The organism is Halorubrum hochsteinianum (genome assembly GCF_023702125.1).
GTDB lineage: Archaea > Halobacteriota > Halobacteria > Halobacteriales > Haloferacaceae > Halorubrum > Halorubrum hochsteinianum.
In genome coordinates this window covers 2,138,548-2,162,549 of record NZ_CP098415.1, presented here as the reverse complement: position 1 = coordinate 2,162,549, position 24,002 = coordinate 2,138,548, and the positions used below count along the sequence as shown (strand labels likewise).

25 protein-coding genes are annotated in these 24,002 nt (G+C 71.8%); 9 read left to right on the top strand and 16 right to left on the bottom strand.

From position 1 onward, the window contains the following. Nucleotides 1-24 precede the first annotated feature (24 nt). On the top strand, nt 25-408 hold the full coding sequence (locus tag NAF06_RS10945) for an Htur_1727 family rSAM-partnered candidate RiPP (protein WP_008583288.1): 384 nt from the start codon (nt 25-27) through the stop codon (nt 406-408). After that, nucleotides 405-1,640: a TIGR04347 family pseudo-SAM/SPASM protein gene (locus NAF06_RS10940; RefSeq protein WP_008583291.1), complete on the top strand. Its 1,236-nt coding sequence runs from the start codon at nt 405-407 to the stop codon at nt 1,638-1,640. The genes NAF06_RS10945 and NAF06_RS10940 overlap by 4 nt, the downstream gene beginning before the upstream one ends. Nucleotides 1,641-1,673: 33 nt before the next feature. Here NAF06_RS10940 and NAF06_RS10935 read toward each other — a convergent pair whose 3' ends face one another. The 3 genes from NAF06_RS10935 to NAF06_RS10925 all read right to left on the bottom strand — a co-directional run bounded on the left by NAF06_RS10935 (nt 1,674) and on the right by NAF06_RS10925 (nt 3,649). Then, nucleotides 1,674-1,835 carry a hypothetical protein gene (locus NAF06_RS10935; RefSeq protein WP_160162870.1) on the bottom strand — a complete coding sequence of 54 codons (162 nt, stop codon included), beginning with the start codon at nt 1,833-1,835 and terminating at the stop codon, nt 1,674-1,676. Nucleotides 1,836-1,905: 70 nt separating this feature from the next. Beyond that, complete coding sequence (locus NAF06_RS10930) at nt 1,906-2,514, bottom strand: helix-turn-helix domain-containing protein (RefSeq protein WP_008583293.1); 609 nt, start codon at nt 2,512-2,514, stop codon at nt 1,906-1,908. Nucleotides 2,515-2,602: 88 nt separating this feature from the next. Further along, the gene (locus NAF06_RS10925) at nt 2,603-3,649 is read right to left on the bottom strand and encodes a disk-shape morphogenesis protein volactin (RefSeq protein WP_006628213.1); all 1,047 of its coding nucleotides are present in this window, start codon (nt 3,647-3,649) and stop codon (nt 2,603-2,605) included. Between the two features lie 196 nt (nt 3,650-3,845). Here NAF06_RS10925 and NAF06_RS10920 point away from each other — a divergent pair, with 196 nt between their 5' ends. Continuing rightward, complete coding sequence (locus NAF06_RS10920) at nt 3,846-4,679, top strand: geranylgeranylglycerol-phosphate geranylgeranyltransferase (RefSeq protein WP_008583297.1); 834 nt, start codon at nt 3,846-3,848, stop codon at nt 4,677-4,679. Between the two features lie 140 nt (nt 4,680-4,819). On the opposite strand, the gene yciH is transcribed toward NAF06_RS10920, so the two are convergent. The 5 genes from yciH to NAF06_RS10895 form a co-directional block, all read right to left on the bottom strand. Next, entirely contained in the window at nt 4,820-5,113 is a 294-nt protein-coding gene (gene yciH, locus NAF06_RS10915; protein ID WP_004046732.1) for a stress response translation initiation inhibitor YciH, read from the bottom strand. Between the two features lie 54 nt (nt 5,114-5,167). Next, nucleotides 5,168-7,501 carry a transglutaminase TgpA family protein gene (locus NAF06_RS10910; protein WP_008583302.1) on the bottom strand — a complete coding sequence of 778 codons (2,334 nt, stop codon included), beginning with the start codon at nt 7,499-7,501 and terminating at the stop codon, nt 5,168-5,170. Beyond that, entirely contained in the window at nt 7,498-8,667 is a 1,170-nt protein-coding gene (locus NAF06_RS10905) for a DUF58 domain-containing protein (protein WP_008583304.1), read from the bottom strand. The genes NAF06_RS10910 and NAF06_RS10905 overlap by 4 nt, the downstream gene beginning before the upstream one ends. A 7-nt stretch (nt 8,668-8,674) precedes the next feature. Next, entirely contained in the window at nt 8,675-9,715 is a 1,041-nt protein-coding gene (locus NAF06_RS10900; protein ID WP_008583305.1) for an AAA family ATPase, read from the bottom strand. A 205-nt stretch (nt 9,716-9,920) separates the two neighbouring features. Continuing rightward, complete coding sequence (locus NAF06_RS10895) at nt 9,921-11,252, bottom strand: dihydroorotase (RefSeq protein ID WP_008583307.1); 1,332 nt, start codon at nt 11,250-11,252, stop codon at nt 9,921-9,923. A gap of 160 nt (nt 11,253-11,412) precedes the next feature. On the opposite strand from NAF06_RS10895, the gene NAF06_RS10890 reads away from it, so the two are divergent. The 3 genes from NAF06_RS10890 to serS all read left to right on the top strand — a co-directional run bounded on the left by NAF06_RS10890 (nt 11,413) and on the right by serS (nt 13,818). After that, nucleotides 11,413-11,955: a DUF8162 family protein gene (locus tag NAF06_RS10890; protein WP_008583309.1), complete on the top strand. Its 543-nt coding sequence runs from the start codon at nt 11,413-11,415 to the stop codon at nt 11,953-11,955. Nucleotides 11,956-12,069: 114 nt separating this feature from the next. Further along, nucleotides 12,070-12,309 carry a DUF6199 family natural product biosynthesis protein gene (locus NAF06_RS10885; protein WP_008583311.1) on the top strand — a complete coding sequence of 80 codons (240 nt, stop codon included), beginning with the start codon at nt 12,070-12,072 and terminating at the stop codon, nt 12,307-12,309. Nucleotides 12,310-12,447: 138 nt separating this feature from the next. Beyond that, nucleotides 12,448-13,818, top strand: a complete 1,371-nt coding sequence (serS, locus tag NAF06_RS10880; protein ID WP_008583314.1) for a serine--tRNA ligase — start codon at nt 12,448-12,450, stop codon at nt 13,816-13,818. Between the two features lie 12 nt (nt 13,819-13,830). On the opposite strand, the gene NAF06_RS10875 is transcribed toward serS, so the two are convergent. Together NAF06_RS10875 and NAF06_RS10870 are read right to left on the bottom strand one after the other, a co-directional pair. Beyond that, nucleotides 13,831-14,433 (bottom strand): LURP-one-related family protein, encoded by a 603-nt coding sequence (locus NAF06_RS10875; protein ID WP_008583316.1) that lies wholly within the window; start codon nt 14,431-14,433, stop codon nt 13,831-13,833. Nucleotides 14,434-14,487: 54 nt separating this feature from the next. After that, the gene (locus tag NAF06_RS10870) at nt 14,488-15,684 is read right to left on the bottom strand and encodes a tRNA-intron lyase (protein WP_251106158.1); all 1,197 of its coding nucleotides are present in this window, start codon (nt 15,682-15,684) and stop codon (nt 14,488-14,490) included. 873 nt (nt 15,685-16,557) lie between these two features. Between NAF06_RS10870 and NAF06_RS10865 the strand changes: the two genes are divergently transcribed. Then, nucleotides 16,558-18,795: an AAA family ATPase gene (locus NAF06_RS10865; protein WP_008583337.1), complete on the top strand. Its 2,238-nt coding sequence runs from the start codon at nt 16,558-16,560 to the stop codon at nt 18,793-18,795. Between the two features lie 18 nt (nt 18,796-18,813). Here the strand turns inward: NAF06_RS10865 and NAF06_RS10860 are convergent, their stop codons facing one another. Both NAF06_RS10860 and NAF06_RS10855 read right to left on the bottom strand, forming a co-directional pair. Further along, a complete protein-coding gene (locus tag NAF06_RS10860) occupies nt 18,814-19,335 on the bottom strand; it encodes a CopG family ribbon-helix-helix protein (protein WP_049908705.1) in 522 nt (173 codons plus the stop codon). A gap of 25 nt (nt 19,336-19,360) precedes the next feature. Then, a complete protein-coding gene (locus NAF06_RS10855) occupies nt 19,361-19,759 on the bottom strand; it encodes a PadR family transcriptional regulator (RefSeq protein ID WP_008583342.1) in 399 nt (132 codons plus the stop codon). Nucleotides 19,760-19,974: 215 nt separating this feature from the next. On the opposite strand from NAF06_RS10855, the gene NAF06_RS10850 reads away from it, so the two are divergent. Continuing rightward, complete coding sequence (locus tag NAF06_RS10850; protein WP_008583343.1) at nt 19,975-20,217, top strand: hypothetical protein; 243 nt, start codon at nt 19,975-19,977, stop codon at nt 20,215-20,217. Nucleotides 20,218-20,262: 45 nt separating this feature from the next. On the opposite strand, the gene NAF06_RS10845 is transcribed toward NAF06_RS10850, so the two are convergent. The 3 genes from NAF06_RS10845 to lwrS form a co-directional block, all read right to left on the bottom strand. Then, entirely contained in the window at nt 20,263-20,916 is a 654-nt protein-coding gene (locus NAF06_RS10845) for an HAD family hydrolase (protein WP_008583345.1), read from the bottom strand. A 65-nt stretch (nt 20,917-20,981) separates the two neighbouring features. Continuing rightward, the gene (locus NAF06_RS10840) at nt 20,982-21,338 is read right to left on the bottom strand and encodes a hypothetical protein (RefSeq protein ID WP_008583347.1); all 357 of its coding nucleotides are present in this window, start codon (nt 21,336-21,338) and stop codon (nt 20,982-20,984) included. Nucleotides 21,339-21,389: 51 nt separating this feature from the next. Next, on the bottom strand, nt 21,390-21,773 hold the full coding sequence (lwrS, locus tag NAF06_RS10835) for an LWR-salt protein (protein WP_008583351.1): 384 nt from the start codon (nt 21,771-21,773) through the stop codon (nt 21,390-21,392). A gap of 64 nt (nt 21,774-21,837) precedes the next feature. Here lwrS and uppS point away from each other — a divergent pair, with 64 nt between their 5' ends. After that, nucleotides 21,838-22,809: a polyprenyl diphosphate synthase gene (uppS, locus tag NAF06_RS10830; RefSeq protein ID WP_008583354.1), complete on the top strand. Its 972-nt coding sequence runs from the start codon at nt 21,838-21,840 to the stop codon at nt 22,807-22,809. On the opposite strand, the gene NAF06_RS10825 is transcribed toward uppS, so the two are convergent. Next, nucleotides 22,806-23,906 (bottom strand): DUF2891 domain-containing protein, encoded by a 1,101-nt coding sequence (locus tag NAF06_RS10825; RefSeq protein WP_008583356.1) that lies wholly within the window; start codon nt 23,904-23,906, stop codon nt 22,806-22,808. The genes uppS and NAF06_RS10825 overlap by 4 nt on opposite strands. Between the last annotated feature and the right edge of the window lie 96 nt (nt 23,907-24,002).

Below are 24,002 nucleotides of genomic sequence, written 5' to 3'. Positions count from 1 at the left end.
CGGGGAACCGTCCGTACGGGGGGTATGGTCGAAAAGACGAGTCGAAGCGAGGGCGCGAACGGGCCGCGGTCGGCCGACGGTCGCCGGTTCGAGGTGTTCGTCCGCGAGGAGGAGTCGGACCCCCTCCGCCACGTCGGCACGGTCGCCGCGCCGACCCCCGATGTCGCCCACGAGGAGGCGAGCAAGCTCTTCGCGTGGTACGCCCGCGACGTGTGGGTGTGTCCGGCCGCGGAGGTGTCCCGGTACTCCGCCGATTCGCTCGCGGAGGGGAAATCGGCGACCGAACCCTCCGACGACGCGGACGAGCCGCGGGTCTACGAGGAGACGGAGGGGACGCCGACCGCCTCCTGCGGCGGCGCGCCAGCGGCCGACGCGGCCGACGCCGACGACGCGGGGGGGTCGCGATGATCTCCGTCAGCAAGCTGCTGTGCGGGCTCGACGCCGAGAGCGACGGGCTCCGCTACGACGCGGCCGACGGCTCGAAGAAGCCGCAGATCACGGAGGACAAACAACAACGACCGGTCGTCGTCTGGAACACGACGAAGCGGTGTAACCTCTACTGCGAGCACTGCTACGCCGGTGCCGACGCCGATGGCGCGCCGAACGAGCTGTCGACCGCGGAGGGGAAGGCCTTCATCGACGACCTCGCCGAGTTCGGCGTCCCCGTCCTGCTGTTCTCCGGCGGCGAACCACTCGTCCGCGAGGACCTCCCCGAACTCGTCGCGTACGCCGCCGACAGCGGGGTCCGCCCGGTGCTCTCGACGAACGGGACGCTCCTCACCCGCGAGCGCGCCCGCGAACTGAAGGAGGCGGGCCTCAAGTACGCCGGGGTCTCCGTCGACGGGCTCCCAGAGCGAAACGACCGGATCCGCGGCGAGGAGGGGGCGTTCGACGCGGCGGTCCGCGGGATCGAGGCCTGTCTCGACGTCGGGCTCAAGACGGGGCTGCGGTACACGATCACCGAGCACAACGTCGACGACCTCGCGGGCGTCGTCGACCTGCTCACCGACGTCGGCGTCGACCGGTTCTGCTTCTACCACCTCGACTACGGCGGCCGCGGGGCCGACATCTCCGACGTGGACCTCTCGCCGGAGGCCACCCGACAGGCGGTCACCGACCTCTGTGACCTCACGCGCGAGTACCACGAGGCGGGCGAGGAGATTGAGACGCTGCTCGTCGGCAACTACGCCGACGCGGGCCACCTCGTCGAGTACGCCGACCGCGAGATGGGGAGCGAACGCGCGGAGCTGATCTACCGCTACCTCGAACGCAACGGCGGCGACCCGACCGGCGAGCGCGTCGCCGACGTCGACCCCGTCGGCAACGTCCACCTCACGCAGTTCTGGCAGGGGTACTCGCCCGGCAACGTCCGCGACCGGTCGTTCGGCGCGATCTGGTCCGACGAGTCGAACCCGCTCCTCTCGGGGCTCCGCGAGCGCGAGGAGCGCCTCTCCGGGCGCTGTGCCGACTGCGCGTACCGGTCGATCTGCCGCGGCGGCTCGCGGCTCCGCGCGCTCTCGGCGCACGGCGACCCGTTCGCGCCCGACCCGAAGTGCTACCTCACGGAGGCGGAGCGCGACGGCGAGGCGGCGCTCGCGCGGCTCGACGCCGCGAACCGCTCCGCGCCCGCCGACGACTGAGTCGCCTCCGAGACGACCGGTCCCCGCTTCGACTCACTCCTCGCCGTCGCCGTCCGACTCCCGACCCGTGCCGTACTTCGCCGAGAACCGCTCGGCGGGCACCTCGCCGCGGGCGACGCCGATGGCGTCGCGGACGAGTTCGACGGTGGTCTCGTCTCGGACCGGCTCCGGGACCGGCGGGTCGTCGTCGCTCATGCCCGGGCGAACGGCTCGCCGGCCCCTCCGCCTCTCGCTTCACTTGTGTACCGTTTCAAAAGGCGTCAGCTCACCGCTCGCCGCCGTCGAAGACGTCCGTCACCAGCTTCGCCTGCGCGGTGCGGAGCCGCTGTGAGAGCGCGGACTTGCTGATCCCCAGCTCGTCGGCCAGCTCGCGCAGGCGAACGTCCCGGTCGTCGTCGAAGTAGCCGCGGACGACCGCGAGTTCGAGGCCGCGGCGCTGCTTCGGGGTCAGCGACGAGAGGTCGAAGGTGACCTGCTCGGTCGCGTCCGGCCCCTCGACGACCGCGAGCCGGACGAGCCGCACGCGGTCGACGACGCCGCGGAGCTCCTCGACCAGCCCGCGGACCGCGTCCCGGTCGTCGACGTACGCGGTCACGAGTACCGTCCCGTCCTCGACGCGCCGGAAGTGCGGCGCGCAGCCGACCCGCCCGAACGCGTGACAGAGGCAGCCCTCGTCGACCTCGCCGGTCCCGCGGCGCACCTCGCCGTCCGGCGTCGTCACGTCGACGACGCAGTCGTCGCCGGCCGCGTTGACCGTCACCGCCGCGGCGTCGTCGCTCTCGGCGACGATCGGACAGCCGCCCTCGGCGGCGGGGTCGACATCGAGGTCGACCCGCAGCCGGCGGTCACCGTCGGCCCCGGCGGCGTCGGACATGTCAGTCTGTACGAACGGAGTCGGTTTTATTCTTCGGCGGATTCCCGCGATCCGGCGCGGCGGTCCGCCTCGGGCCCGTACCGACGCCTCAGTCCTCGGACTCGGGCGCGGCCTCCTCGGCCGGCTCCTCGCTCCCGCCGGCGTCGCCGCCGGTGTCGCCCTCCTCGGAGCGCGCGGCGACGAGGGCACCGCTGGCGACGCTGTACATCGGCTCGTCGGCCGAGCGCACGCCGCTGATCGAGAACGGGATGTTCGCGTCCGCGAGGTGGTCGGCGAACAGGTCCTCGAACCCGTTCGGGCTGGAGGTGCCGCCGGTGACGACGACGGGGACGTCGAGCCCCTCCTCGACGTCCTCCTCGTCGACCTCGCGGGTGATGTTCTCGATGACGTAGTCGAGCAGGTTCTCGTAGTAGATGGCGAGCGCGCCCTCGACGCCGCCCACGTCGGTGCGGAAGTCGAGCTCGAAGTCGTCCTCCTTGATGCTCGTCACCTTGTCGACCGGGGTGCCGGTCGCCTGCGAAGTCTGCTCGTCGATCCAGTCGCCCCCGCGGGCGATGGAGAACTTCATCACCGGCACCGCGTAGTAGGCGAGACAGACGTTCGTCATCCCCGCGCCGAACGAGATGCCGAGGCCGGTGAAGTTGTTGTCGGCGAGCTCGGAGTAGATCACCGCCATCCCCTCGTTGATCGGCTCGGGGTCGTACCCCATGTCGCCGAGCATCGATTCGAGCGTCTTCTCGTGGTACAACGTCGTCAGCCCGGAGTCGATCGGGTCCGCGGGGCTGGAGTAGAACAGCCGCTCGTTCGGCTTCGACGGCTCGCCGACCACCTGCTCGGTGATGAGCTTGATCATCGGGATGGCCGACGCCTCCTCGCTGGAGAGGATGCCGTGTTGCATCGGGCGGCGGGTCTCCTTGTTGAAGATGTTCGCGAAGTTGAGGGCGTCGTCGCCGACGACGTACACCTTGTCGTCCTTCCGGATGTGGAGGACCTCGCTGCGGGAGAGCATCTGCTCGGCCATGTCGCTGTACTCGATCTCGACGAACGAGTTGCGCTGCTGTACGAACACCGTCTCCGCCCCTTCCTGTCGTCCGGAGAGGATGTTCATCGTCCCGACGTCTAGGCCTTTAGCCATACGCGCTCATTTCATTTCGCACGCCATAAACGTTCGTGGCAGACCGGGCGAGCGACGGCGACGGCGGCGGGAACACGTTCGGGATCCGAGGCGGCGGCGCAGTTCCGCCTGCCGCGTTCGACCGATCCCGAACCGTCTGCCGCGTCCGACCGATCCCGCACCGTTTATTCCTCGCGGGCGGGAGTACGCGGACGACGTGCGAGACACGCTCCGCGGTGTCGTCGAACTCGCGCGCCTCGGCAACTGCGTCGCAGCCGGGGTGCTCACGGCCACCGGCGCGTTCGTCGCGGGCGCGAGCGGTGCCGCCGTGCCCACGGCGCTCGCGGCCGCGACGACCGTCTTCGCGGTCGCCGCGGGCAACGCGATCAACGACTACTTCGACCGCGAGATCGACGCCGTCAACCGACCGGACCGCCCGATACCCCGAGGCGCGGTGTCGGCGCGAGGGGCGCTCGCGACCGCCGTCGTCTGGTTCGCGGTCGCGGTCGCGGCCGCGCTCCCCCTCCCGCCGCTCTCGATCGGCATCGCCGCGGTGAACCTCGTCGCCCTCGTCACCTACACGAGCCTGTTCAAGGGGACGCCCGGGCTCGGCAACGCCCTGGTCGCCTACCTCGTCGGCTCGACGTTCCTCTTCGGCGGGGCCGCGGTCGGGAGCCCCCGAGCGGTGCTCGTCCTCGCCGCGCTCGCGGGGCTGTCGACGTTCACCCGCGAGGTGATCAAAGACGTGGAAGACGTGGCTGGCGACCGCGAGGAGGGGCTCACCACCCTCCCCATCGCGGTCGGCGAGCGCCGCGCGCTGTGGATCGGCGCGGCCGCCCTGCTGGTCGCCGTCGCCGTCAGCCCCTTGCCGTACCTCTCCGGGACGCTCGGCGCGGCGTACCTCGCGGTCGTCGCAGTCGCCGACGCGGTCATGCTGTACGCGGCCTACGAGGGCTTCGCCGACCCCGCCGCCGCGCAGCGCCGGTTCAAGTACGGCACGTTCCTCGCGGCGGCGGCGTTCGTCGTCGGCCGGGCGGCGGTCGTGTTCTGACCCGACCGGTGACTCCGGCGTGAGACCGACGATTCCGGCGAGAGTCCGACGGAGCGGTCGCTGTCCGACGTGGTCTACGAAAAAACGACGGTGATAGCGGTTCGTGAAACGGCGCTCGACGGCGAACGCTCAGGTGACGGTCACGCGACGTTGAAGCCCTTGTCGCGGAGGAAGTCCTCCACGCGACCCGAGTGGTTCCCCTGAAGCTCGATGGCCCCGTCCTCGACGGTGCCGCCGCAGGCGAACTTCGACTTGAGATCCGACGAGAGGGAGCTCATGTCCACGTCCTTCGGGTCGAAGCCTTCGATGACCGTTACCTCCTTACCGTACCTGCGCTCGTCGATGCGGATGCTGATCTGCTGGGACTCCTTTGCGACGTCTTCGCAGACGCAGAGTTCCTGAGGCAGTCCGCACGTCGAGCAGACTTCCGACATTACAGCCCGAATCTACAGGACGCCCGTATTAAATAGTGTCGGGAAGCCCCCCGATCAGCGGACGAACCGCCCGATGAGCGGCGCTCGTTCGAGCGCGAGCCGCCGGACCGTCCGCCGGGCCTCGTCGGCCTCGGCGCGGGTCACCGACCCGGCGTACGCGGCGCGCTCGTAGGCGGCAGCGACGGTCTCGACGCGCTCGTCCGCCCCGAGCGTCCGGACCGCGTCGACGTAGCTCCGCGGCGTCTCCCCCGGTCGCCGCTCGCGGTACCGCCCGGCGAGCAGCCGTTCGAGGTCCGCGAACGCGCGCTCGGCGTCCGCGGCCGGGTCGCGCCGCCGCCGCGGGAGGACCGGCCCGATCCGGCGGCTCGCGCGCTCCGTCACGCCCGTCCGCCGAGCGCCCGCGACCGCGAGCGCGGCGACGAGCAGCCAGTACATCGCGGTCTCCGCGCTCGGCGTCGGCAGGAGTCCGCCGCCGCCTTCGGATCCGCCGCCCCCGCCGGTCTGTTGGATGCCCTCGGCCTCCGCGCCTTCGAGCCGCGACACGTCGACCGACGAGGCGTTCCCCGAGCCGTTCGTCCCGTTCGCGTCGCCCGTCGCGGGGTCGGTCGAGCCGTTCGCGTCCGCGTCTGACGTCGAATCCTCGCCGCCGTCGCCGCCGAGCGCGTCCGGCCGGACCGTCCCGGTGTCAGCCTCTAAGGTCTGGTTCGGCGTGGACGCCTCGGTGTCGACGTCCTCCGCGCCGTCGGCGCGCGCCTCCGCGAGCCGGGTGTCCCGGGCCTCGTCGCGGGGGTCGGACGGAGTGGGGTCGAACGCCACCCAGCCGTGGTCAGGGACGTAGATCGACACCCACGCGTGGGCGTTCTGCCCGCGGACGACGTACTCGTCCTCGCCGACCCGCTGGCCCGAGGTGTAGCCGCTCTCGAACCGGGTCGGGATCCCCTGCGACCGGAGCATCGCCGCCATCGTGGTCGCGAAGTACACGCAGTAGCCGGCGTCCATCTCGAAGAGGAACGCGTCGGCGACGTCGCCCTCGGGCCGCTCGACGGTCAGCGAGTAGTCGTACTTCGAGCGCAGGTACGCCTCCACCGCCGCCGCCCGCTCGTACGACGAGTCGGCGTCCGCCGCCGCCGTGATCTCCGCGGTCCGCTCGGCCACGCGGTCGGGGGTGCTCTCCGGCAGCTGCGTGTACCGCTCCTCGATCGCCGCCGGGTAGTCGTCGCTCGCGTTCCGGAGGTCGGCGGGGTCGGCGTCGAGCACGCGGCTCTCCACGGTCGCCCGATCGCCCGGTTCGAGCGGCTCTGCGAGTCGGAGGCTGCCGCGCTCGTCGATCCTGACTGCCCCGTCGTCCGGGGCGGACGCGGACACCGGCTTCCACGGAGCCGGCAGCGCGGTCGACTCGGTCTCCGCGGTGATAGACACCGACGCGGCCTCGGTCGGGCCGGGCGGGGCCGAGAGCGACCCGCCGAGCGTGGACCGCTCGCCGGTCCTGACCCAGCCGTCGCCGGTGTAGGTGTCGTACGCGCCCGTGTGCCAGTTCCGCTCGACCGGGCTCTCGATCGTGTACCGCACCTCCGGGGAGAGCCGCGTCGTCCCGACGACTTCGAGCTCGTCGTCGCCGCTCAGGCTCGACTCCAGCGTCGCCGTGCCGCGGTCGATCCCCAGCGGTTCCGCCCCGCCCGCCGGGACCACGGTGACCGTCGCGCTCGCGACGACCATCGCCGCGACCACCACCGCGAACGTGCCGGCGTGGCCGCGGCGGCGGCTCGGCGTCGAGAGCGTCGAGAGGCCGACGGCGAGCGCCAGTCCGACGACGCCGGCGACGGCCGCCCACCTGCCGGCGTCGCCGGTGAGCACGAGGAACCCGAGGGTCCCGCCGGCGGCGGTCGCCGCCGCGACGTGGCGGCCCCGCCCGGCGAAGTAGCCGACGAGGAACGTCGGCACCGGTGCCACGGCGAGCACCCAGACGTCCGCGAGCGCCAGCCGCAGCACGGAGAGGCCGGTCGACAGCGCGAGGACGTCCAAGGCGACGCTCCGGACGGTGAACAGCGCGCGCTGGCTCTCGGGGATCGCGAAGAGGTACCCGGACAGCCCGACCACGAGGACCGCGAGGGCGAGCGCCAGCGCGGTCCGCTCGCGGACCGCCCGCGCCAGCGCGATCCCCCCGACTCCGGCGACCGCGACGGCGGCGGCGACGCGCGTCGTCCCGCCGACGACGTTCGTCACTTGGAAGAACACGGCGAGGTACGCCGCGGCGGCGACGGCCACCCCGACGACCGCCGGGTCGGCGAACCGCCGGTCCCCGCCGTCCGCCGCGGCCGCGAGCCGGGTCGTCCCGCCGTCCGTCGCGGCCCCGCGCCCGGTCTCTCCGCCCGACGACCCGCGGTTCACGTCGGCGTCACCTCCCGCCGCCCCGACTCCGCGCCCGTTCGACTCCGCCCGGCGGCGTCGGTCGCGGTGCGCCCCTCGTCCGCCTCGCGCCGCAGGTCGGCGAGGGAGACGGACCGGTCGTCGGTCCGGAACCGGGCCCCGCTCGTGTCGGCGAGGATCGTCACGTCGGCGTCCGCCTCGGGCACCGGTCCCGGGCCGGTCCGCGCGGCGAGTTCGAGCACCGCGCGCCGCCCGCGGCCGCCCGGCGACGCCGACACCCGTCCGGCCGGCAGCTCCACCTCGACCGGGACGCCGTCGTCGAGCAGCGCCAGCGCGAGGCTGACGGTCGCCCGCGCGAGCTCGTCGGCCGCCGCCGCGCCCGGGGAGCGGTCGTCACCCGTGCCGTCGCCGCGGGCGGCGGCCCCGAACCCGGCGACGTCGTCGCCGCCGCTGACGGCCGTCCCGCCCGCGATCGTCACCCGATTCCGGGCGGTCTCGGCCGCGAACTCCTTGACGACGATCTCGTCGCGCTTGGCCGTCGTCGCCCAGTGGACGTCGCGGACCGCGTCACCGCGGGCGTACTCCCGGAGCCGGTCGAACTCCTCGCGCTCCCGGCTCACGTCGACCGCGTCGGCCGCGTGTAGCGCCCGGCGGAACCGCGCTGGGACCGGGTCGCGCGGCGGGTAGACGGTCACCGCGGCGGTCTCGTCGACGACGAGGTCGCGCTCGAACAGCCCGAACACGTCGGTGACGGTGAGGTCGATCGGGCCGAGGGTCCGCTCGCCGCGCCGGCGGTACGTCACCCGGTACGAGACCGGCTCCGTGCCGACTGACGCCCGGATCGGCGTCGTCGGGCCGTCAAGTCCCTCGCCGACGCGGACGCCGACGTCGGCGAGGAACGACGACGAGCCGGTTCCGGGGACCGAGGAGCCGCCGTCCCCGGTCGGCCCGGAGCCGAACTCCAGCCGCACGTCCCGCGTCTCGCCGACGAACCCGTCCGGCGGCGCGACGTGTCGCACCGGGGGCACGTCGACGCGCGACACCTGGACGTAGCCGGCGGCGAGCGCGACCGCGACCGGGAGCACGACCGCGTCGAGCGCGCGACCGCCGGCGAGGAGCGCGCTGGCGACCGCGAGGAGTCCCGCGACGCCGGCGACCCGTCCCCGGCGCGTGAGCGTCGGCGTCACCGTCGGATCACTCCACCCGGACCCGGTCGAGCGCGTCGTCGACGACCGCCGCGCCGTCCGTCCCGCCCGACGCGGTCCGGACGCGGTGCGAGAGCACGCTCGGTGCCTCGGCCTGTACGTCGTCGGGGATCACGTACCCCCGGCCGTCGAGCGCGGCGCGGGCCTGCGACGCCCGGATCAGCGCGAGGCTTCCCCGGGGGCTCGCGCCGAGTTCGGCGTTCCGGCGGGTGAACACCGCGAGGCGGGCGACGTACTCCCTGACCGCCTCCGAGGCCTCGATCTCGCCGACGATCGATCGGGCGCGGCGCACGTCCGCGACCGTCGCGACCGGCTCCACCGAATCGATCGGGTGGTCGCCGGCGAGTCGTCCGAGAATTTCGGTCTCCTCGTCGGTGTCCGGGTAGCCGAGCCGGATCTTCTTCGTGAAGCGGTCCACCTCCGCGACGGGCAGTTCGTACGTCTGTCCGGGCTCGACGTCGTTCTGGGTCGCGATCACGCAGAACGGGTCCGGCAGGTCGCGGGTGGTCCCGTCGGTGGTCACCTGGTTCTCCTCCATCGCCTCCAGCAGCGCCGACTGTGTCTTCGGCGGCGCGCGGTTGATCTCGTCGCCGAGGACGACGTTCGCGAACACCGGGCCGGGCTGGAAGTCGAACTCGTCGGTGCGGCGGTTGAACACGTTGACGCCGGTGACGTCGGACGGGAGGAGGTCCGGCGTGAACTGGACGCGCTTGAACGAGCCGTCGATCGAGCGCGCGACCGACTTCGCGAGCGTCGTCTTCCCGACGCCGGGAACGTCCTCGACGAGGAGGTGACCGCGCGCCAGCACCGTGACGAGGACGTGCTCGACCGCGTCGCGCTTGCCGACGATGACGTCCTCGACCTCGTCGGCGATCCGGTCCGCGAGCGCGGCGACGTCCGCCGGCGTCTCGGGGTCGCCCGCCGCGGCCGCGCTCCCGGAACCGGACGCCGCCCCCGCCGGCTCCCCCTCTCCGTCGGCGGACTCCACGGGACCGGTTCCGAGCGGTCCCGACTCCCCGGGGTCCGTCATGGACGGCCGGTCTCGCCCGGGTCGGCTTCCCGCTCGGGTGCGACCGTGCGAATGCTCCCCGTGATCATCGATATACACCGGATAAGGCGAGCAACGGCATATGCGTTCCGCCGGGCGAACTCCCGAGCGATACGGAGGGCTGGGGAGCGGTCAGAAGGGGTCGGTTCGCACCGCGGTCCGGCGGCTCGGAAGTCGCCGTCCGGACTCAGGCGTCCCGGACGTTCCGCCCGACCGGCTCGCCGAACGACGCGGCCCCGGTCGCGGGGTCGCGCTCGTAGACCACCTCGCCGCGGACGAGCGTGAGTTCGGGGAAGACGCCCCGGAGCCCCTCGAAGGGCGTCCACGCGCAGGCGCTGTGGAGCGCGGCGGCCTCGATCTCCCGGGGGTCGGCGGTGTCGACCAAGACGAGGTCGGCGTCGTACCCCTCGGCGACCCGGCCCTTCCGGTCGAGTCCGAACGTCTCGGCCGGGTTGGCGGCGACCACGTCGCGGACGCGTTCGAACGACAGCTCTCCCGTCCGGACCGATTCGAGCAGCAGCGGGTACAGCGTCTCGACGCCGGGGACGCCGCTCGGCGCGTCGACGAGCCCACGCCGCTTCTCGTCGACCGCGTGGGGCGCGTGGTCGGTCGCGACCACGTCGACGTCGCCGTCGGCGAGCCGCGCGAACAGCGCCTCGCGGCGCTCCTCGGAGCGGAGCGGCGGGTTCATCCGCCCGAACGTGCCGAGCGACCGCGCCCGCTCGCGGGAGAGGTACAGGTGGTGCGGCGTCACCTCGCAGGTCGCCGCCGCGCCGTCCCCGCGGGCCTCCGTCACCGCGTCGACCGCCTCCGGCGTCGAGGTGTGCGCGACGTGTACCCGCGCGTCCCGCTCGGCGGCCGTCGCGAGCGCGCGCTCGACGGCGGCGACCTCCGCGTCGGCGGTCCGGTAGGCCGACCACGCGTCCGCGGCCGCGGCCGTCCCGACCCCGCCGAGGTCCCCGTCGAGGGCGCGCTCGTCGAACAGCGTCGCGTCCTCGGCGTGGACGGTGACCGGGACGTCCCGGGCGGTCGCCTCGTCGAGCGCGTCCGCGAACAGGTCGGCGTCGATCCCCATGTCGCCCGTCGAGTCGGCGAGGAACACCTCGCCGAGCGCGAACAGGGGCCGGTCGAACAGGCTCTCCGGGTCCCACTCGGCGGTGACGCCGCCGTTGATCCCGTAGTCGACGAGTGACTCGGCGGCGAGGTCGGCCTTCTCGTCGAACGCCGCGCCGTCGACCGTCGGCGGGTCGGTGTTCGGCTGGTCGACGACGGTCGTCACCCCGCCCGCGGCCGCGCTGCGGGAGCCGGAGGTCCACGTCTCCTTGTGGCTCCCGCCCGGTTCGCGGAAGTGGACGTGGACGTCGACCGCGCCCGGGAGGAGGTGTCGGCCGCGCGCCTCGACGACGCGCTCGCCGGCGTCGGCGTCCAGCCCCTCGGCGACCGCGCCGATCCGCCCGTCGTCGCCGATCCGCACGTCCCGTACCCGTCCGTCGGCCAGCGTCGCGCCCGTGATGAGCATCTTGTCCCCCGGTCGCGGCGAGCGGGATAAACGCTGGTGGTTCCCGTCCGCGCGCGCCGCGGGCCGCTCGAACAGACAGGGAACCGGACGCCGCCAGAAGGAGGCGGACCGCCGGAGGCCGCCACAAGAGGTTTGCCGCCCGCGGGGGCTCCTCACTCGCATGCCCCTCGCCCTCCCGTCGCTCTCGGCTTCGGTCTCTCCGCTCGCGGTCTCTCCGCTCGTGACCTCCGCGACCGCGGACTCGATCGTCGGCTGGCTGTGGACGCTCCTGTTGTTTCTCTTCCTTGGTCTCGTCGCCGCGGGACTGTGCGTCCCGTTCCTCGCCGTCGAGCGGGTCCGGTCCCTGTTCCGCGCGCTCCCGCCGGCGGGCCGGACCCTCCCCTCGTTCGTCGCCGTCTCGGTCGCGCTCTCGACCCCGTACCTCGCCGGCGTCGTCCTCACCGTCGCGCTCGTCGACTCCGCCGGTCCCGGCTGGAGGGAGGGGCTCCTCCTCACGGCCCTCTTCGCCGGGTTCGCGCCGATTATTCTCGCTCCCGCGGTCGCCGTGATCGGGCTTCCGCGCCTCGGGATCGACTGGGACCCGACGGGGTACGGCCCCTCGACGTGGGCGATCCTCCTTGCCGGCGGGCTGTGGTACGCGTTCCTCGCCGCGGTCCCCCTGGTCGCACTCGCGGTCGGTATGGCGCTGCCGGGCGGGTACTGAGGGCAGCATTCCGATCCCGACCGGGTACTGAGCGGCGATCGAACCGGTCGCGGCGCGCTGGGAGACCCCTCCGATGCGTAAGGTTTTCGTCGGGATCGCGTCGTACCTCCGAGCATGTTCCTCGCACCCTTCCGACTGTTCTTCGCCGTCGTCCCCCTCCTCGTCGCCGGCGGCGCGCTGGCGATGGCGGCGTTCCCCCGCCGGATGACCTCGTGGCAGACGCGCTCGCCCGACGGCTCGACGGGGACGATCGAACCGAGCGACACGCGGATCCTCATGATGCGCGTCGTGGGCGTCGTCGTCGCCGGCCTCGCGCTGTTCATGCTGTACGCGAGCTTCAGGATACTCCCCTGACGGCCGTCGACACCCCTCCCCGACCGGAAGCGACGCCGCCCTTCTCCCGGCCGGAAGCGTCGGCGCTCGCGGTCGACCGTGCGACACCCTGCCGACGCTCCGATACGGTTTTGGGTCGCCCCGCGGAACTCCCCGCAAATGCTGTCTCGACAGTTCGTCCGGGAGAACCCCGAGGTCGTCCGCGAGGCGCTCGACAACAAGGGCGTCGACGTCGACCTCGACCGGATACTCGACGTCGACGAGGAGTGGCGGGAGCTGAAACGGCGCGGCGACGACCTCCGCCACGAGCGCAACGAGGTCTCCTCGAAGATCGGCGAGCTGAAAGGGGCCGGCGAGGAGGAGGCGGCCCAGGAGGCGATCGAGCGGTCGCAGGAGCTCAAATCGGAGCTTCAGGAGGTCGAGGAGCGCGCCGAGGCGCTGGAGAGCGAACTGGAGGCGTCGCTGCTCGAACTCCCGCAGATCCCGCAGGAGTCCGTGCCGGTCGGTGAGGACGAGTCCGAGAACGTCGAGCGCCGCCGCGAGGGGTTCGACGACCTGCGCGACCTCCCCGACGACGTGACTCCGCACTACGACCTCGGCGAGGAACTGGAGATCCTCGACTTCGAGCGCGGCGCGAAGGTCGCCGGCGGCGGCTTCTACGTCGCGAAGGGCGACGGCGCGCACCTCGAACACGCGCTGATCCAGTTCATGCTCGACGTCCACCGCGAGCAGGGGTACGAGGACGTGTTCCCGCCGATCCCGGTCAACTCCGAATCGATGCGCGGCACGGGGCAGCTCCCGAAGTTCACCGAGGACGCCTACCGCGTCGAGGGGTCCAACGAGGAGGAGTACGACGACGACGACCTCTGGCTGCTCCCGACCGCCGAGGTGCCCGTCACGAACCTCCACCGCGACGAGATCCTGCTCGGCGAGGACCTCCCGCTGAAGTATCAGGCGTACACGCCGAACTTCCGGCAGGAGGCGGGCGAGCACGGCACCGAGACGCGCGGCATCGTCCGCGTCCACCAGTTCAACAAGGTCGAGATGGTGAACTTCGTGCGGCCCGAGGAGAGCGACGACCGCTTCGAGGGACTCGTCGACGAGGCCGAGGAGGTGCTGCGCCGCCTCGAACTCCCGTACCGCATCCTGGAGATGTGTACCGGCGACCTCGGCTTCACGCAGGCGAAGAAGTACGACGTGGAGGTGTGGGCCCCCGGCGACGACATGGACGAGGGGCCCGAGGAGGGCGGCCGCTGGCTTGAGGTCTCCTCGGTCTCGAACTTCGAGGGCTTCCAGGCGCGGCGGGCCGGGATCCAGTACCGCGAGGAGCACCACGAGTCCGCGGAGTACCTCCACACCCTGAACGGCTCCGGGCTGGCGGTCCCCCGGATCGTCGTCGCCATCTTGGAGTACTACCAGAACGACGACGGCACCGTTACCGTCCCCGAGGCGCTGCGCCCGTACATGGGCGGCACCGAGGTCATCGAGGGCCACGACCCGGTCGGCGAGTCGAAGCTGGGCGGGGAGTAGCTCCGGCCGCCGCTACTTGTTCTCGAGGGCGTCGAGGACGCACGCGGCGGCGATCACCGCCTCCTTCGGCACGTCGCTCGCGTCGTCGACGGTGACGGTGTACTCGTCGCGCAGCGAGAACTTCCCTTCGATGTCGCCGACGTGACCGCCGTCGGCGTCGAATATCTCGTACTTGTTCGGAATGAGGTTCGCCGCGCCGACGAGGTGGCGGAGCGCCGAGAGGAGCTTGTTCTTCGACTGAATCGTCGCCAGCGCCTCGCCCGTCTCTGGGTCGCGGACCGTCCAGTTCTCGACGAACAGCGAGTAGTCCTCGTCCAGCACGACGACCTCCTCGCCGGTCCCCGCGTCGATGATCGCGTAGTTGCCCGCGACGTCCATGATGCCGCCGGCCTTCACGGAGAACGCGTCCTCGTCGTCGCCGGTGACGAACGGGAACTCCTCTTTCAGCTTGAACAGCTTCTGTTTCCCGCGGAGGACGACGTTCCCGGCGCTGTCGCGGACGGCGTACTTGTTGCGCACCATCGACTGCTTCACCTCGTAGCGGTCGTCGCTGAGGTCGACGGTCGAGATGTCGTACGCGCTCGATTCGGACTCTGAGGCGGAGGGCAGCGGCATGAGTGCGGGCACGGCGAGCCGTCAAAAAAGGCTTCTGTTCGCTTCGAGCGGGCGTCAGGGCGTCAGTCGGTCGATCGAGAGCCACTCCACGTCGGCGTCGAGGACCGCGTCGGCGCGCGCGCCCCCGTCGCTCGCCTCGCTCCCGCCGTCGGCGGGATGGTCGTCGCCGACCGCCGTCAGCGCGAAGACCATCTCCTTGCGGACGCCGCCGGCGAGCCGCACGTCGAGGGAGAGCTCTCGCGGCGAGAAGCGGTGGTCGGGCTCGACGACGCGCACGAGGTGTTTCGAGTGCGGCAGGTCCTCGACCGTCTCCACGTCGAGGTAGGTCCGGAAGTCCGCACCGAACTTGAACCCGGTCTTCGGGACCGCGTCGGCCGCGCGGAGCCGCTCGTACGCGGCGAGCCGGCGGTCGAACCGCTCGCCCTCCACGTCGCGGCCGCGGGCGACGACCCGGGCGGCGGCGTCGCGGGGAGTCGCGTCCGCGCTCTCGGCCTCGGCGTCGTCCACCGACGCCGACACCGACAGCCGGCCGTCCGCCGCCAGCGAGGCGGCCTCGACGAGCGAGAGCTGGAGTGCGCCCTCTACGTCGGCGGCCCGCCCCGTGAGCGGCTGGCCGTAGAACCCGTGTTCGTGGAGGTCCGCGGGGGCGTCCCAGACGACGACCCGGTCCGCGAGGAGGACGCCGCTCAGGTCGCTCGGCGGCTCGTAGTCGGTCGACCCCTCGATCGCGCCGCCCTCGGCCGCGAAGTAGGTGATGTCCGACTCCTCGTCGACGACGGCGAGGGTCCGGCCGGCGAGTCCGCTCGCCGCGATCGACTCGCGCTCGCCGACGACCTGGATCGGGTACTTCACCTTGCCCGTGTCGGGCGTCTCGCCGCGCTCGTAGGCGACGAAGTCGACCGCGTCGCCCGGGGCGTCTCGGCCGCCCGGCCACGGCTCGCGGGCGGGCGAGAGGTAGAAGCCGCGGTCGCGCAGGTCCGAGTAGACGAGGAACCGCACCGCGAAGCGGTCGACGGCGGCCGCACTCGCGACGAAGAAGCGCTCGAAGCCGACGGGGTCGGCGTCGGTCGTGTCGTCGAGTTCGATCCCCGAGAGATCACCGCGGAACAGCAGGTGCGCGGCCTCGACCCGCGAGAGCGCGATCTCGTTGCCGTCGAGCGGTCGCCCGTATCCCCGGCCGTCGTAGAAGCGCTGGCGGGCGTCCCCGCCGACGCGGACCGTGCCGTCGCGCAGGTGTCCCGTCGGGTGCATGTCCGTCATCGCGGGCGGCCGAGGGAAGGGGGTTGCGGTCGGTACTCGTGGGGCTGCGACGAAGCGGGTCGAGCAGTTGATCTGGCCCTGTTGAAATCATTCAAATCTGATAGGAACCGAGTGCTGAATACAACGCGCACACTCATCAGACCACTGCTGTAACAGTACTCCCACTACACGATGGTAGAAATAACGTCCCGAAAAGCGATTATCGTAGCATAAGCAAATAGTAATGTTATCAGTAGCCCAATCTCCCCTCGAAGAGTCATTTTTCTTGCTTTAGGTGGGTCGTCACACTCCCGGATATCGGTTATGAGTCTGCTCAGTCCGATTATGCCTGCTCGTACTCCAAAAGCCGCGACAATCCCACCAAGTAGTGTTACCCAAAATCCTTCCAGTCGAGCACTATTAACCAACGGAACAGCCCAGAGAAAAGGCGCTACGAGCATATATTGTAATCTACAGCCATCTAAATGAATTTTTTTTGAATCTAATCTCTATATTCAGCACGACACCAGACACATACCAATTTCTAAGGATTTCAACAGGGCCGTTGATCTATCACTAGTTCCGTACGAGTCCACGACGAACGCCGCCTCGCGGCTGGGGCTTCGAGTCCCACCCCGCACCGCACAGCGACAGCACCTCGCGCCTCCCCAACCTCGTCGGTCGCCGTCGCTCCGCTCGGCGACCGACTCCCTCGCGCGTGCTGGCTCGCGGCGCTTCGCGCCGCTCGCAGGCACGCGCCACCGCAACGGCCATTATAAACAGTCGTCGCCACCGCTCCGGCTGTTCTCCCCTCGTCTTCGCGAGCGGAGATCGGATCACCGGGGGCCGGACAAGCGTAAAGAGCCGCCGGCGAGAACGAGGCGTATGAACGACACCGCAGGGCTCCGGCTCACGGTGCGTGCCGCCGAGAAGCGGGACGCGGGCCGGGGCATCGCCAGGCTCCCCGAGTCGGCCCGCAAGCGGCTCGCCCTCCTCAGCGGCGACACGGTCGAGGTGCGCGGCGAGCGCACCGCGGTCGCGAAGGTGTGGCCGGGCGGCCCCGACGCCGCCGAGGGCTCCGTCCTCATCGACGCCGACACCCGCGCGAACGCCGGCGTGAATGTCGGCGACACCGTGACGATCGCCCCCGTCGACGTCGCCGACGCGGACGCCCTCACCCTCTCCGCGCCCGGCCGCCTCGCCGACGTGGACGTGAGCCGCGAGGTGATCGAACGGGCGCTCTCCCGCGAGCTCCGCGACCGCCCCGTCACGCAGGGCGAGGCCGTCCACGTCGAGCGGCTCGGCGGCCTCCGGTTCGTCGTCGCCCGGACCGACCCCGCGGGCACCGTCCGCGTCACCGCGTCGACGGACGTGTCGGTCGCGTACGAGGGCGACGAGGGGTCCGCTTCGGCCTCCGCGGACGCCCCCGAACGGGCCGGGAGCGACCCGGGCACGGGACCCGGCGACCGGTCGGGGCCGCCCGGGACCGACGCTCGGCCGAAGGCCGGCGACTCGCCGCCGGAGGAGCGCACGGCGGGCGCGACCTACGAGGACATCGGCGGGTTAGACGAGGAGCTGGAACTGGTCCGCGAGACGATCGAGCTCCCGCTCTCGGAGCCGGAGGTGTTCACCCGGCTCGGCATCGACCCGCCGAAGGGGGTCCTCCTTCACGGCCCGCCGGGGACCGGGAAGACGCTCATCGCCCGCGCGGTCGCCAACGAGGTGAACGCGACGTTCATCACCGTCGACGGCCCGGAGATCATGTCGAAGTACAAGGGGGAGTCCGAGGAGCGCCTGCGCGAGGTGTTCGAGCGCGCGAGCGAGGACGCCCCGGCGATAATCTTCTTCGACGAGATCGACTCGATCGCGGGGAAACGGGACGACGGCGGCGACGTGGAGAACCGCGTCGTCGGCCAGCTCCTCTCGCTGATGGACGGGTTGGACGCCCGCGGCGACGTGATCGTCATCGGCGCGACGAACCGCGTCGACACCATCGACCCCGCGCTCCGCCGGGGCGGGCGCTTCGACCGCGAGATCGAGATCGGCGTCCCCGGCGAGGCGGGTCGCCGCCAGATCCTCGACGTTCACACCCGGCGGATGCCGCTGGCCGACGACGTTGACCTGGACCGGATCGCGAGCCGCACCCACGGGTTCGTCGGGGCCGACATCGAGGGGCTCGCGCAGGAGGCGGCGCTGACCGCCCTCCGGCGAGCGCGCGAGTCCGACGCGCGGGCGCTCGACGACGTGACCGTCGGCAAGGCCGACTTCGAGGCCGCCCACGCGAACGTCGAGCCGAGCGCGATGCGCGAGTACGTCGCCGAGCAGCCGACGACGGACTTCGACGACGTGGGCGGCTTGGAGGACGCGAAGGCGGCGCTCGAACGCGCGGTGACGTGGCCGCTCTCGTACGGGCCGCTGTTCGACGCCGCGGGCGCTGACCCGCCGACCGGCGTCCTGCTCCACGGGCCGCCGGGGACGGGGAAGACGATGCTCGCGCGCGCCATCGCCGGCGAGAGCGGCGTCAACTTCATCCAGGTCGCCGGGCCGGAGCTGCTCGACCGGTACGTCGGCGAGTCGGAGAAAGCGGTCCGCGAACTGTTCGACCGCGCCCGGCAGGCGGCCCCCGCGATCGTCTTTTTCGACGAGATCGACGCGGTCGCGACCGACCGCGACGCGGCCGGCGGCGACGGCTCGGGCGTCGGCGAGCGCGTCGTCTCGCAGCTCCTGACGGAGCTGGACCGCGCCGGCGACAACCCGAACCTCGTCGTCCTCGCGGCGACCAACCGGCGGGACGCGCTCGACCGGGCGCTGCTCCGCCCCGGCCGCCTGGAGACGCACGTCGAGGTCCCCGAGCCGGACCGCGAGGCGCGCCGCAAGATCCTCGACGTTCACACCCGCGAGAAGCCGATCGCCGACGACGTGGACGTAGAGCGGCTCGCCGACGAGACGGAGGGGTACTCCGGCGCGGAGATCGCCGCCCTGTCGCGGGCCGCCGCGATGCGCGCCATCGAGCGCGTCGCCGACGAGCACGGCGAGGCCGCGAACGACCACGCCGACGAGGTCGGGATCACCGACGACGACTTCGACGCGGCGCTCGAATCCGTCCGTCCCGAGACCGCCTGAGCGACGCGGGACTCCGGCTCAGTCGTCCCCGTCGCCCTCGGCTCGGCCCTCTCCGGCGGACGCGTCCTCGGCGTCCTCCGCCGACCCGCGCCCGCCGTGGGCATGCGCGCCGCCCTCTCCGAGCGCGCCGGCACCGAACTCGTCGACCGGCGTGACGCTGTAATCGACGGTGAGCGTGTCCTTCGTCGCGCGCACCTTTCCAACGAACGTCGAGATCTCCTCTAGGCAGCCCTCCAGCACGAACAGCTCCATGCAGTACTGCGACCCGACGTGGCTGTGGAAGTTCGACGCGACGATCCTCTCGTGCTCGTGGCGCAGCCGCATCATCCGCTCCTCGACGCTCGTCGTCTCGTAGTTGAACAGGACGGTCACCACGGCCATCAGCGCGCGGTCCTCGAGTTTCGCGTCCTCGAACTCGCCGAGGAGGTTCCGGGACGCCTCGCGGACGACCTCGCTGCGGCCCGTGTAGCCGTGTTCCTCGGAGAACTGGTCGATCCGTTCGAGCAACTCCTCGGGCATGGAGACGCTGACGACTGTCATGTATTAAGCCACGCCGCAGAAGTTGTTAATCCTTGAGGTCCGGCTCGTCGCCCTCCGGGGCCTGCCCGTCGTCGTCGCCGCCGCTGTCGCCGTCGCCGCCGTCGCCGTCGCCGTCGTCGATCCGCTCGCCGTCGTCGATCCGCTCGCCGTCGTCGATCCGCTCGCCGAGCCACCCGTAGTGGTCGAGCAGCGCGGCCTCGCCCGCCTCGGTGAGCGCGTACACGTCGGCGATCCCCTCGGTCCGCCGGTCGAGGTGGCCGCTCTCGACGAGCGCGGAGAGGGTGCCGTAGAAGGAGCCGGGGTCGATCCGCTCGTCGTAGTGCGATTCGAGCCGGCTCTTCGCCGACTGCGCGCGCAGTTCGCCGTGGTCGTACAGCAGCGCGCAGAGGTCGCGGCGGCGGCCGCTGTGGAACCACTTCGTCATACGGACGGGTTCGGCCGACGCCTCACGACGGTTTCGGTCCCGGGCGGCCGAGAGTGTCTGAATCTGATATCTGAAATTACAATCACTTCTCTCTACTCGAATAGAGTGTCTGTTTGAACACTATTCTAGGTGATAAGCACACGAACGAATCGTATTATGTGTATAAATACGTCTCTACGGAACATTCTTCACTCGCGATCGTCGCCCGGATCGATATGCGCGCGACCATCCGACGTCTCGTCTGCCGGCACCGGTACGAGCGACGCGCCGTGGTGATCGACCGGAACGGAGCGACGGGTTCGGACGCGGTGACCGATTCGGACGGAGTGGCCGGTTCGAACGGGGTGGCCGGTCCGCGCGGAGCGACCGATCGGAACGGCGCGGCCGGCCCGGACGAGGTCGTGGAGCGCTGTCCGAAGTGCGGCAAGGAGCGGTTCCGCGCTCCGGCCGGGTCGTAGGGGCGACCGAGCGAGCGGCGCGACCGTCGAGCGCGCGGCGGCGGCTCAGGTCGGGTCCACCAGCTCGTCCAGCCCGCCGACGCGTCGGTCGCCGAGCACGCACCGTCCGCGGTCCTCGTGGCCGACGCGCTCGACGTGGACCGCGTCGAGGCCGGCGTTCCACGCGGCCGCCACGTCGCTCTCGCCGTCGCCGACGTAGTAGCCGCGGTGCCGACCGGGGTCGACGCCGAGCGACTCCATCGCGGCCTCGATCGGGTCCGGGTCAGGTTTCCACCCGGTCTCGTCGGTACAGCAGACGACCGCGTCGAAGCGGCCGTCGAGGCCGACGCGGTCGAGGACGGGGTCGGCGAGGAACTCCTGACAGTGGGTGACGACCCCGGTGGGGCCGCCGACCTCCGCCACGCGGTCGAGCAGGCGCGCGGCGTCGTCGTGGAGGTACGTCGCCTCCGCGCGGGCGACCGGGTCCTCGACGGCGTGGAACGCCGGCCAGAACGCGTCCGGGTCGACGCCGATCTCGCGGAGCGTCTCGCCGCGCGGGCCGCCCAGCCCGTGCCAGAGGACGTACGCCTCCCGGTCGGAGAACTCGCGGCCCAGCCGGTCGCCGACGCGGTCGAACACCGTTCGGGTGTACTCCCACTCGGCGTCGACGAGGGTCCCGTCGAGGTCGAACAGGTGGAAGTCGTAGTCGGCGGGACGCATTCGAGATCACTTCGGTGGCACCGGGTAAGTGGGTTGTGAAGCGGCACCGAAGCGGTTCAAAACGCTCAGTCGGCGCTCAAGAACGGGAGCGGCACGTCGAGCGCGACGGCGACGCTTCCGACGCCGAGACCGATCAGGGCGACCGCGACGAGTACCGAAACCGGTGAGCCGCCGTCACCGATCAGCGCGAGCGCGCCCCCCGCCAGCAGCGCGAGACCGAACCCGAACAGGGCGATCGTCCAGAACACGTTCATCAGGGCATCCTCGACCGCTTTTCGAACGATCCAGTAGCGGTCGGCGGCGTCGTACTCGGCGGCGTCGCGGTCGGTCGCGTCGCCGTCGGCCTCGTGACCGGCTGTTCCGACCGCGTGGTCCGCCGTCTCCGAGAGCGTCTCGGTGGTTCCGTCGGAGGGAGGGCGCATACCGGACAGGCCGCCGCGAGCGATTATAAATTCGGTCCCGGTCTCGCCCCGTCACTCCCGGACGTGAACCGACGACCCGAGGTACTTGTGGAGGACCTCGTCGACCGAGTCGGCGTTGAAACGGGCTAGGTCCGTCGCGATCGCCTCTTTCAGCGCGTCGAGCGACGCCTCGTCGGTGCGGAGTTCGCGGAAGTCGGCGGCGACGACCTCGACGCCCGGGGCGTCTGCGAGTCCCAGCCGCGCGTCCGCCAGCTGTCGGAACGACGGCTTGTCCCCGATCTCGCCGCGCCAGAGGCGGTCGCGGAAGAACAGCCACCCGTCGGTGCCGGGCTCGCTCGCGGGGATCTCCATCGTCGTCTCGAACCGGTCGGGGTCGACGGCGGCCTCAGGCGGGTCGAACCGGACTTCGACGCGGAAGACGTAGGCGGCGTCCATCGCGTGTGGGCCGCGGGACCCGAGAGTAAAAGTACATATCCCTCGGTCCGGTGGACTAACGTGAATGCTGGACCGGCTCCGCGGCGTCGTCGAGCGCGCGTACGGGCGGCACCTGCGCCGCGAGATCGACGACGTCCCCGACCACGTCGCCGTCATTCAGGACGGGAACCGTCGGTACGCGCGCGAGCGCGGCGACGACGCCCCCGACGGCCACCGCGCGGGCGCGGACACCACCGAGCGCGTCCTCGACTGGTGCGCCGACCTCGGCGTCTCGGAGCTCACCCTCTACGCCTTCTCCACCGAGAACTTCGAGCGCCCGGACGAGGAGCTGGTACCCCTCTTCGACCTGTTAGAGCGCAAGCTCCGGGAGTTCGCCGACGCCGACCGCGTTCACGAACAGGGCGTGCGCGTCCGGGCCATCGGCGACGTGCCTCGGCTCCCGCCCCGCGTCCGCGACGCGGTCGAGTACGCGGAGCGGCGCACCGACGGCAACGACCGGTTCACGCTCAACGTCGCCTTGGCGTACGGCGGCCGGACCGAGCTGCTCGACGCCGCCCGCGACGTCGCTCGGGAGGTCGCCGCCGGCGAGACGGACCCCGAGGCGGTCGACGTCGAGACCGTCGAGTCCCGGCTGTACGACCGGCCGATCCGCGACGTTGACCTGATCGTCCGCACGGGCGGCGACGAGCGGACGTCCAACTTCCTCCCGTGGCACGCCAACGGGAACGAGGCGGCCGTCTACTTCTGTGCGCCCTACTGGCCGGAGTTCTCCGAGGCCGACTTCCTGCGCGCGATCCGAACCTACGAGTCGCGCGAGGAGTCGTGGCAGCGCGCGCGCGCCGAGCGGGCCGCCGCGCTGGTCCGGGCGCTCGCCGAGGTGGAGTTCGCCGAGGCCCGCGCCGCCGCCTCCCGCCTCCGGGAGCGCGTCCCGCGGCTCGACGGCAGCGACCTCTCCGAGGACGCCCTCGGGGTCGCCGAGCCCAACCCGGCCGCCCCGGTCGAGGGCGAGTCCCCGGAGCCGACGGAGACGGGCTAAGCCGCCCCGGGCGCGATCCCGCCCGCGTTCCGCGTCAACAGGTACAGCGCGAACGAGGAGAGCCAGTGCGACCCCGCGTAGTCGTCGGTGAGCACGTCCGCGGCCCCGGCCTCGGCGTGGCGGCGCGCCGCGTCGTCCAGCGGCGCTCGGAGGCGGTCGGCCGCCGCTCCCTCGCGCCCGGCCAGCGCGTCCGCCAGCCCCGCGAGACACCACGCGCGGGAGACGTTGAGTCCGATCAGGTGCATCGCCGCGCCGTCGCCCTCCTCGGGTTCCACGTCGACGGGCGCGAGCAGCGCGTCGTGCGGCGGCCCGGTGAGGCCCGGGGGGAACTCGTCGAGCCACGCCGCGAACGCGTCGGGGTCGAGGACGCGCCGCATGAGGTCCGCCTCGGTCAGCGCGGGCGAGACGAAGTCCCACCCGACCGGCTCCGCGCCGACGACCGCGGCAGTGTCGTCGGCGTAGAGGCGGCGCGCCGTCGCCTCGGTCTCGGATTCGAGGTCGCCGTCGCCGACGACCCGGGCGTAGTCGAGGACGCCGGCGAGCGCGAACGCGGTGTTGCCGTGCGTGCCGACGCGCTGCGGGCGGTCGACGTCGAGGAACGACTCGCGGACTCCGCGGCGGACCCGGTCTTCGAGCGGGCCGAGCGCCTCGCCCCACGCCTCGGCGGGCGGGTCGTCCCAGAGGCGGAGTTCGGCGGCGAGCCGGAGCAGCCACGACCAGCCGTACGGCTCCTCGAAGGCGGGATTCTCGTCGAGGTACGCGACCTCGCTCGCGACGTTCTCCGGGGTCAGCCGCTCGTCGATGGACGTCTCGATCGCGGTCTCGTCGGGGTGATCGGGAACGAGCCGCAGCGCGCGAACGAGCGCCCAGTGGCTGTGGACCGCCGAGTGCCAGTCGAAACAGCCGTAGAAGACGGGGTGTTTCTCCGCGGGGCGCGGCGGTGCCTCCGGCCCCTCGACGACCCCCTGATAGTGCGGGTACTCGGTCTCGACTCCGTCGAGCGGGTGCGCGGCGAGCGCCGCCGCGACGGCGTCGTCCATCGCGTCCGCCCGTCCGTCGCGCAGCGCGTCCGGCGAGAGATCCTCGAAGGCGTTCACGTCCGAGGGTCGGCGGGCCGCCTGTTCAATCGGTCGGTCGCGTGCGATCGGCTGGCGCGCGGAGACTCGGTCACACGCAGAATCGGTTCCGTGCGG

Bases quoted from the DNA above. Each gene is read 5' to 3' on its own strand.
- NAF06_RS10945 (WP_008583288.1), top strand. From the start codon at position 25: ATGGTCGAAAAGACGAGTCGAAGCGAGGGCGCGAACGGGCCGCGGTCG.
- NAF06_RS10940 (WP_008583291.1), top strand. From the start codon at position 405: ATGATCTCCGTCAGCAAGCTGCTGTGCGGGCTCGACGCCGAGAGCGAC.
- NAF06_RS10935 (WP_160162870.1), bottom strand. From the start codon at position 1,835: ATGAGCGACGACGACCCGCCGGTCCCGGAGCCGGTCCGAGACGAGACC.
- NAF06_RS10930 (WP_008583293.1), bottom strand. From the start codon at position 2,514: ATGTCCGACGCCGCCGGGGCCGACGGTGACCGCCGGCTGCGGGTCGAC.
- NAF06_RS10925 (WP_006628213.1), bottom strand. From the start codon at position 3,649: ATGGCTAAAGGCCTAGACGTCGGGACGATGAACATCCTCTCCGGACGA.
- yciH (WP_004046732.1), bottom strand. From the start codon at position 5,113: ATGTCGGAAGTCTGCTCGACGTGCGGACTGCCTCAGGAACTCTGCGTC.
- NAF06_RS10900 (WP_008583305.1), bottom strand. From the start codon at position 9,715: ATGACGGACCCCGGGGAGTCGGGACCGCTCGGAACCGGTCCCGTGGAG.
- NAF06_RS10895 (WP_008583307.1), bottom strand. From the start codon at position 11,252: ATGCTCATCACGGGCGCGACGCTGGCCGACGGACGGGTACGGGACGTG.
- NAF06_RS10890 (WP_008583309.1), top strand. From the start codon at position 11,413: ATGCCCCTCGCCCTCCCGTCGCTCTCGGCTTCGGTCTCTCCGCTCGCG.
- NAF06_RS10885 (WP_008583311.1), top strand. From the start codon at position 12,070: ATGTTCCTCGCACCCTTCCGACTGTTCTTCGCCGTCGTCCCCCTCCTC.
- serS (WP_008583314.1), top strand. From the start codon at position 12,448: ATGCTGTCTCGACAGTTCGTCCGGGAGAACCCCGAGGTCGTCCGCGAG.
- NAF06_RS10875 (WP_008583316.1), bottom strand. From the start codon at position 14,433: ATGCCGCTGCCCTCCGCCTCAGAGTCCGAATCGAGCGCGTACGACATC.
- NAF06_RS10870 (WP_251106158.1), bottom strand. From the start codon at position 15,684: ATGCACCCGACGGGACACCTGCGCGACGGCACGGTCCGCGTCGGCGGG.
- NAF06_RS10865 (WP_008583337.1), top strand. From the start codon at position 16,558: ATGAACGACACCGCAGGGCTCCGGCTCACGGTGCGTGCCGCCGAGAAG.
- NAF06_RS10860 (WP_049908705.1), bottom strand. From the start codon at position 19,335: ATGACAGTCGTCAGCGTCTCCATGCCCGAGGAGTTGCTCGAACGGATC.
- NAF06_RS10855 (WP_008583342.1), bottom strand. From the start codon at position 19,759: ATGACGAAGTGGTTCCACAGCGGCCGCCGCCGCGACCTCTGCGCGCTG.
- NAF06_RS10850 (WP_008583343.1), top strand. From the start codon at position 19,975: ATGCGCGCGACCATCCGACGTCTCGTCTGCCGGCACCGGTACGAGCGA.
- NAF06_RS10845 (WP_008583345.1), bottom strand. From the start codon at position 20,916: ATGCGTCCCGCCGACTACGACTTCCACCTGTTCGACCTCGACGGGACC.
- NAF06_RS10840 (WP_008583347.1), bottom strand. From the start codon at position 21,338: ATGCGCCCTCCCTCCGACGGAACCACCGAGACGCTCTCGGAGACGGCG.
- lwrS (WP_008583351.1), bottom strand. From the start codon at position 21,773: ATGGACGCCGCCTACGTCTTCCGCGTCGAAGTCCGGTTCGACCCGCCT.
- uppS (WP_008583354.1), top strand. From the start codon at position 21,838: ATGCTGGACCGGCTCCGCGGCGTCGTCGAGCGCGCGTACGGGCGGCAC.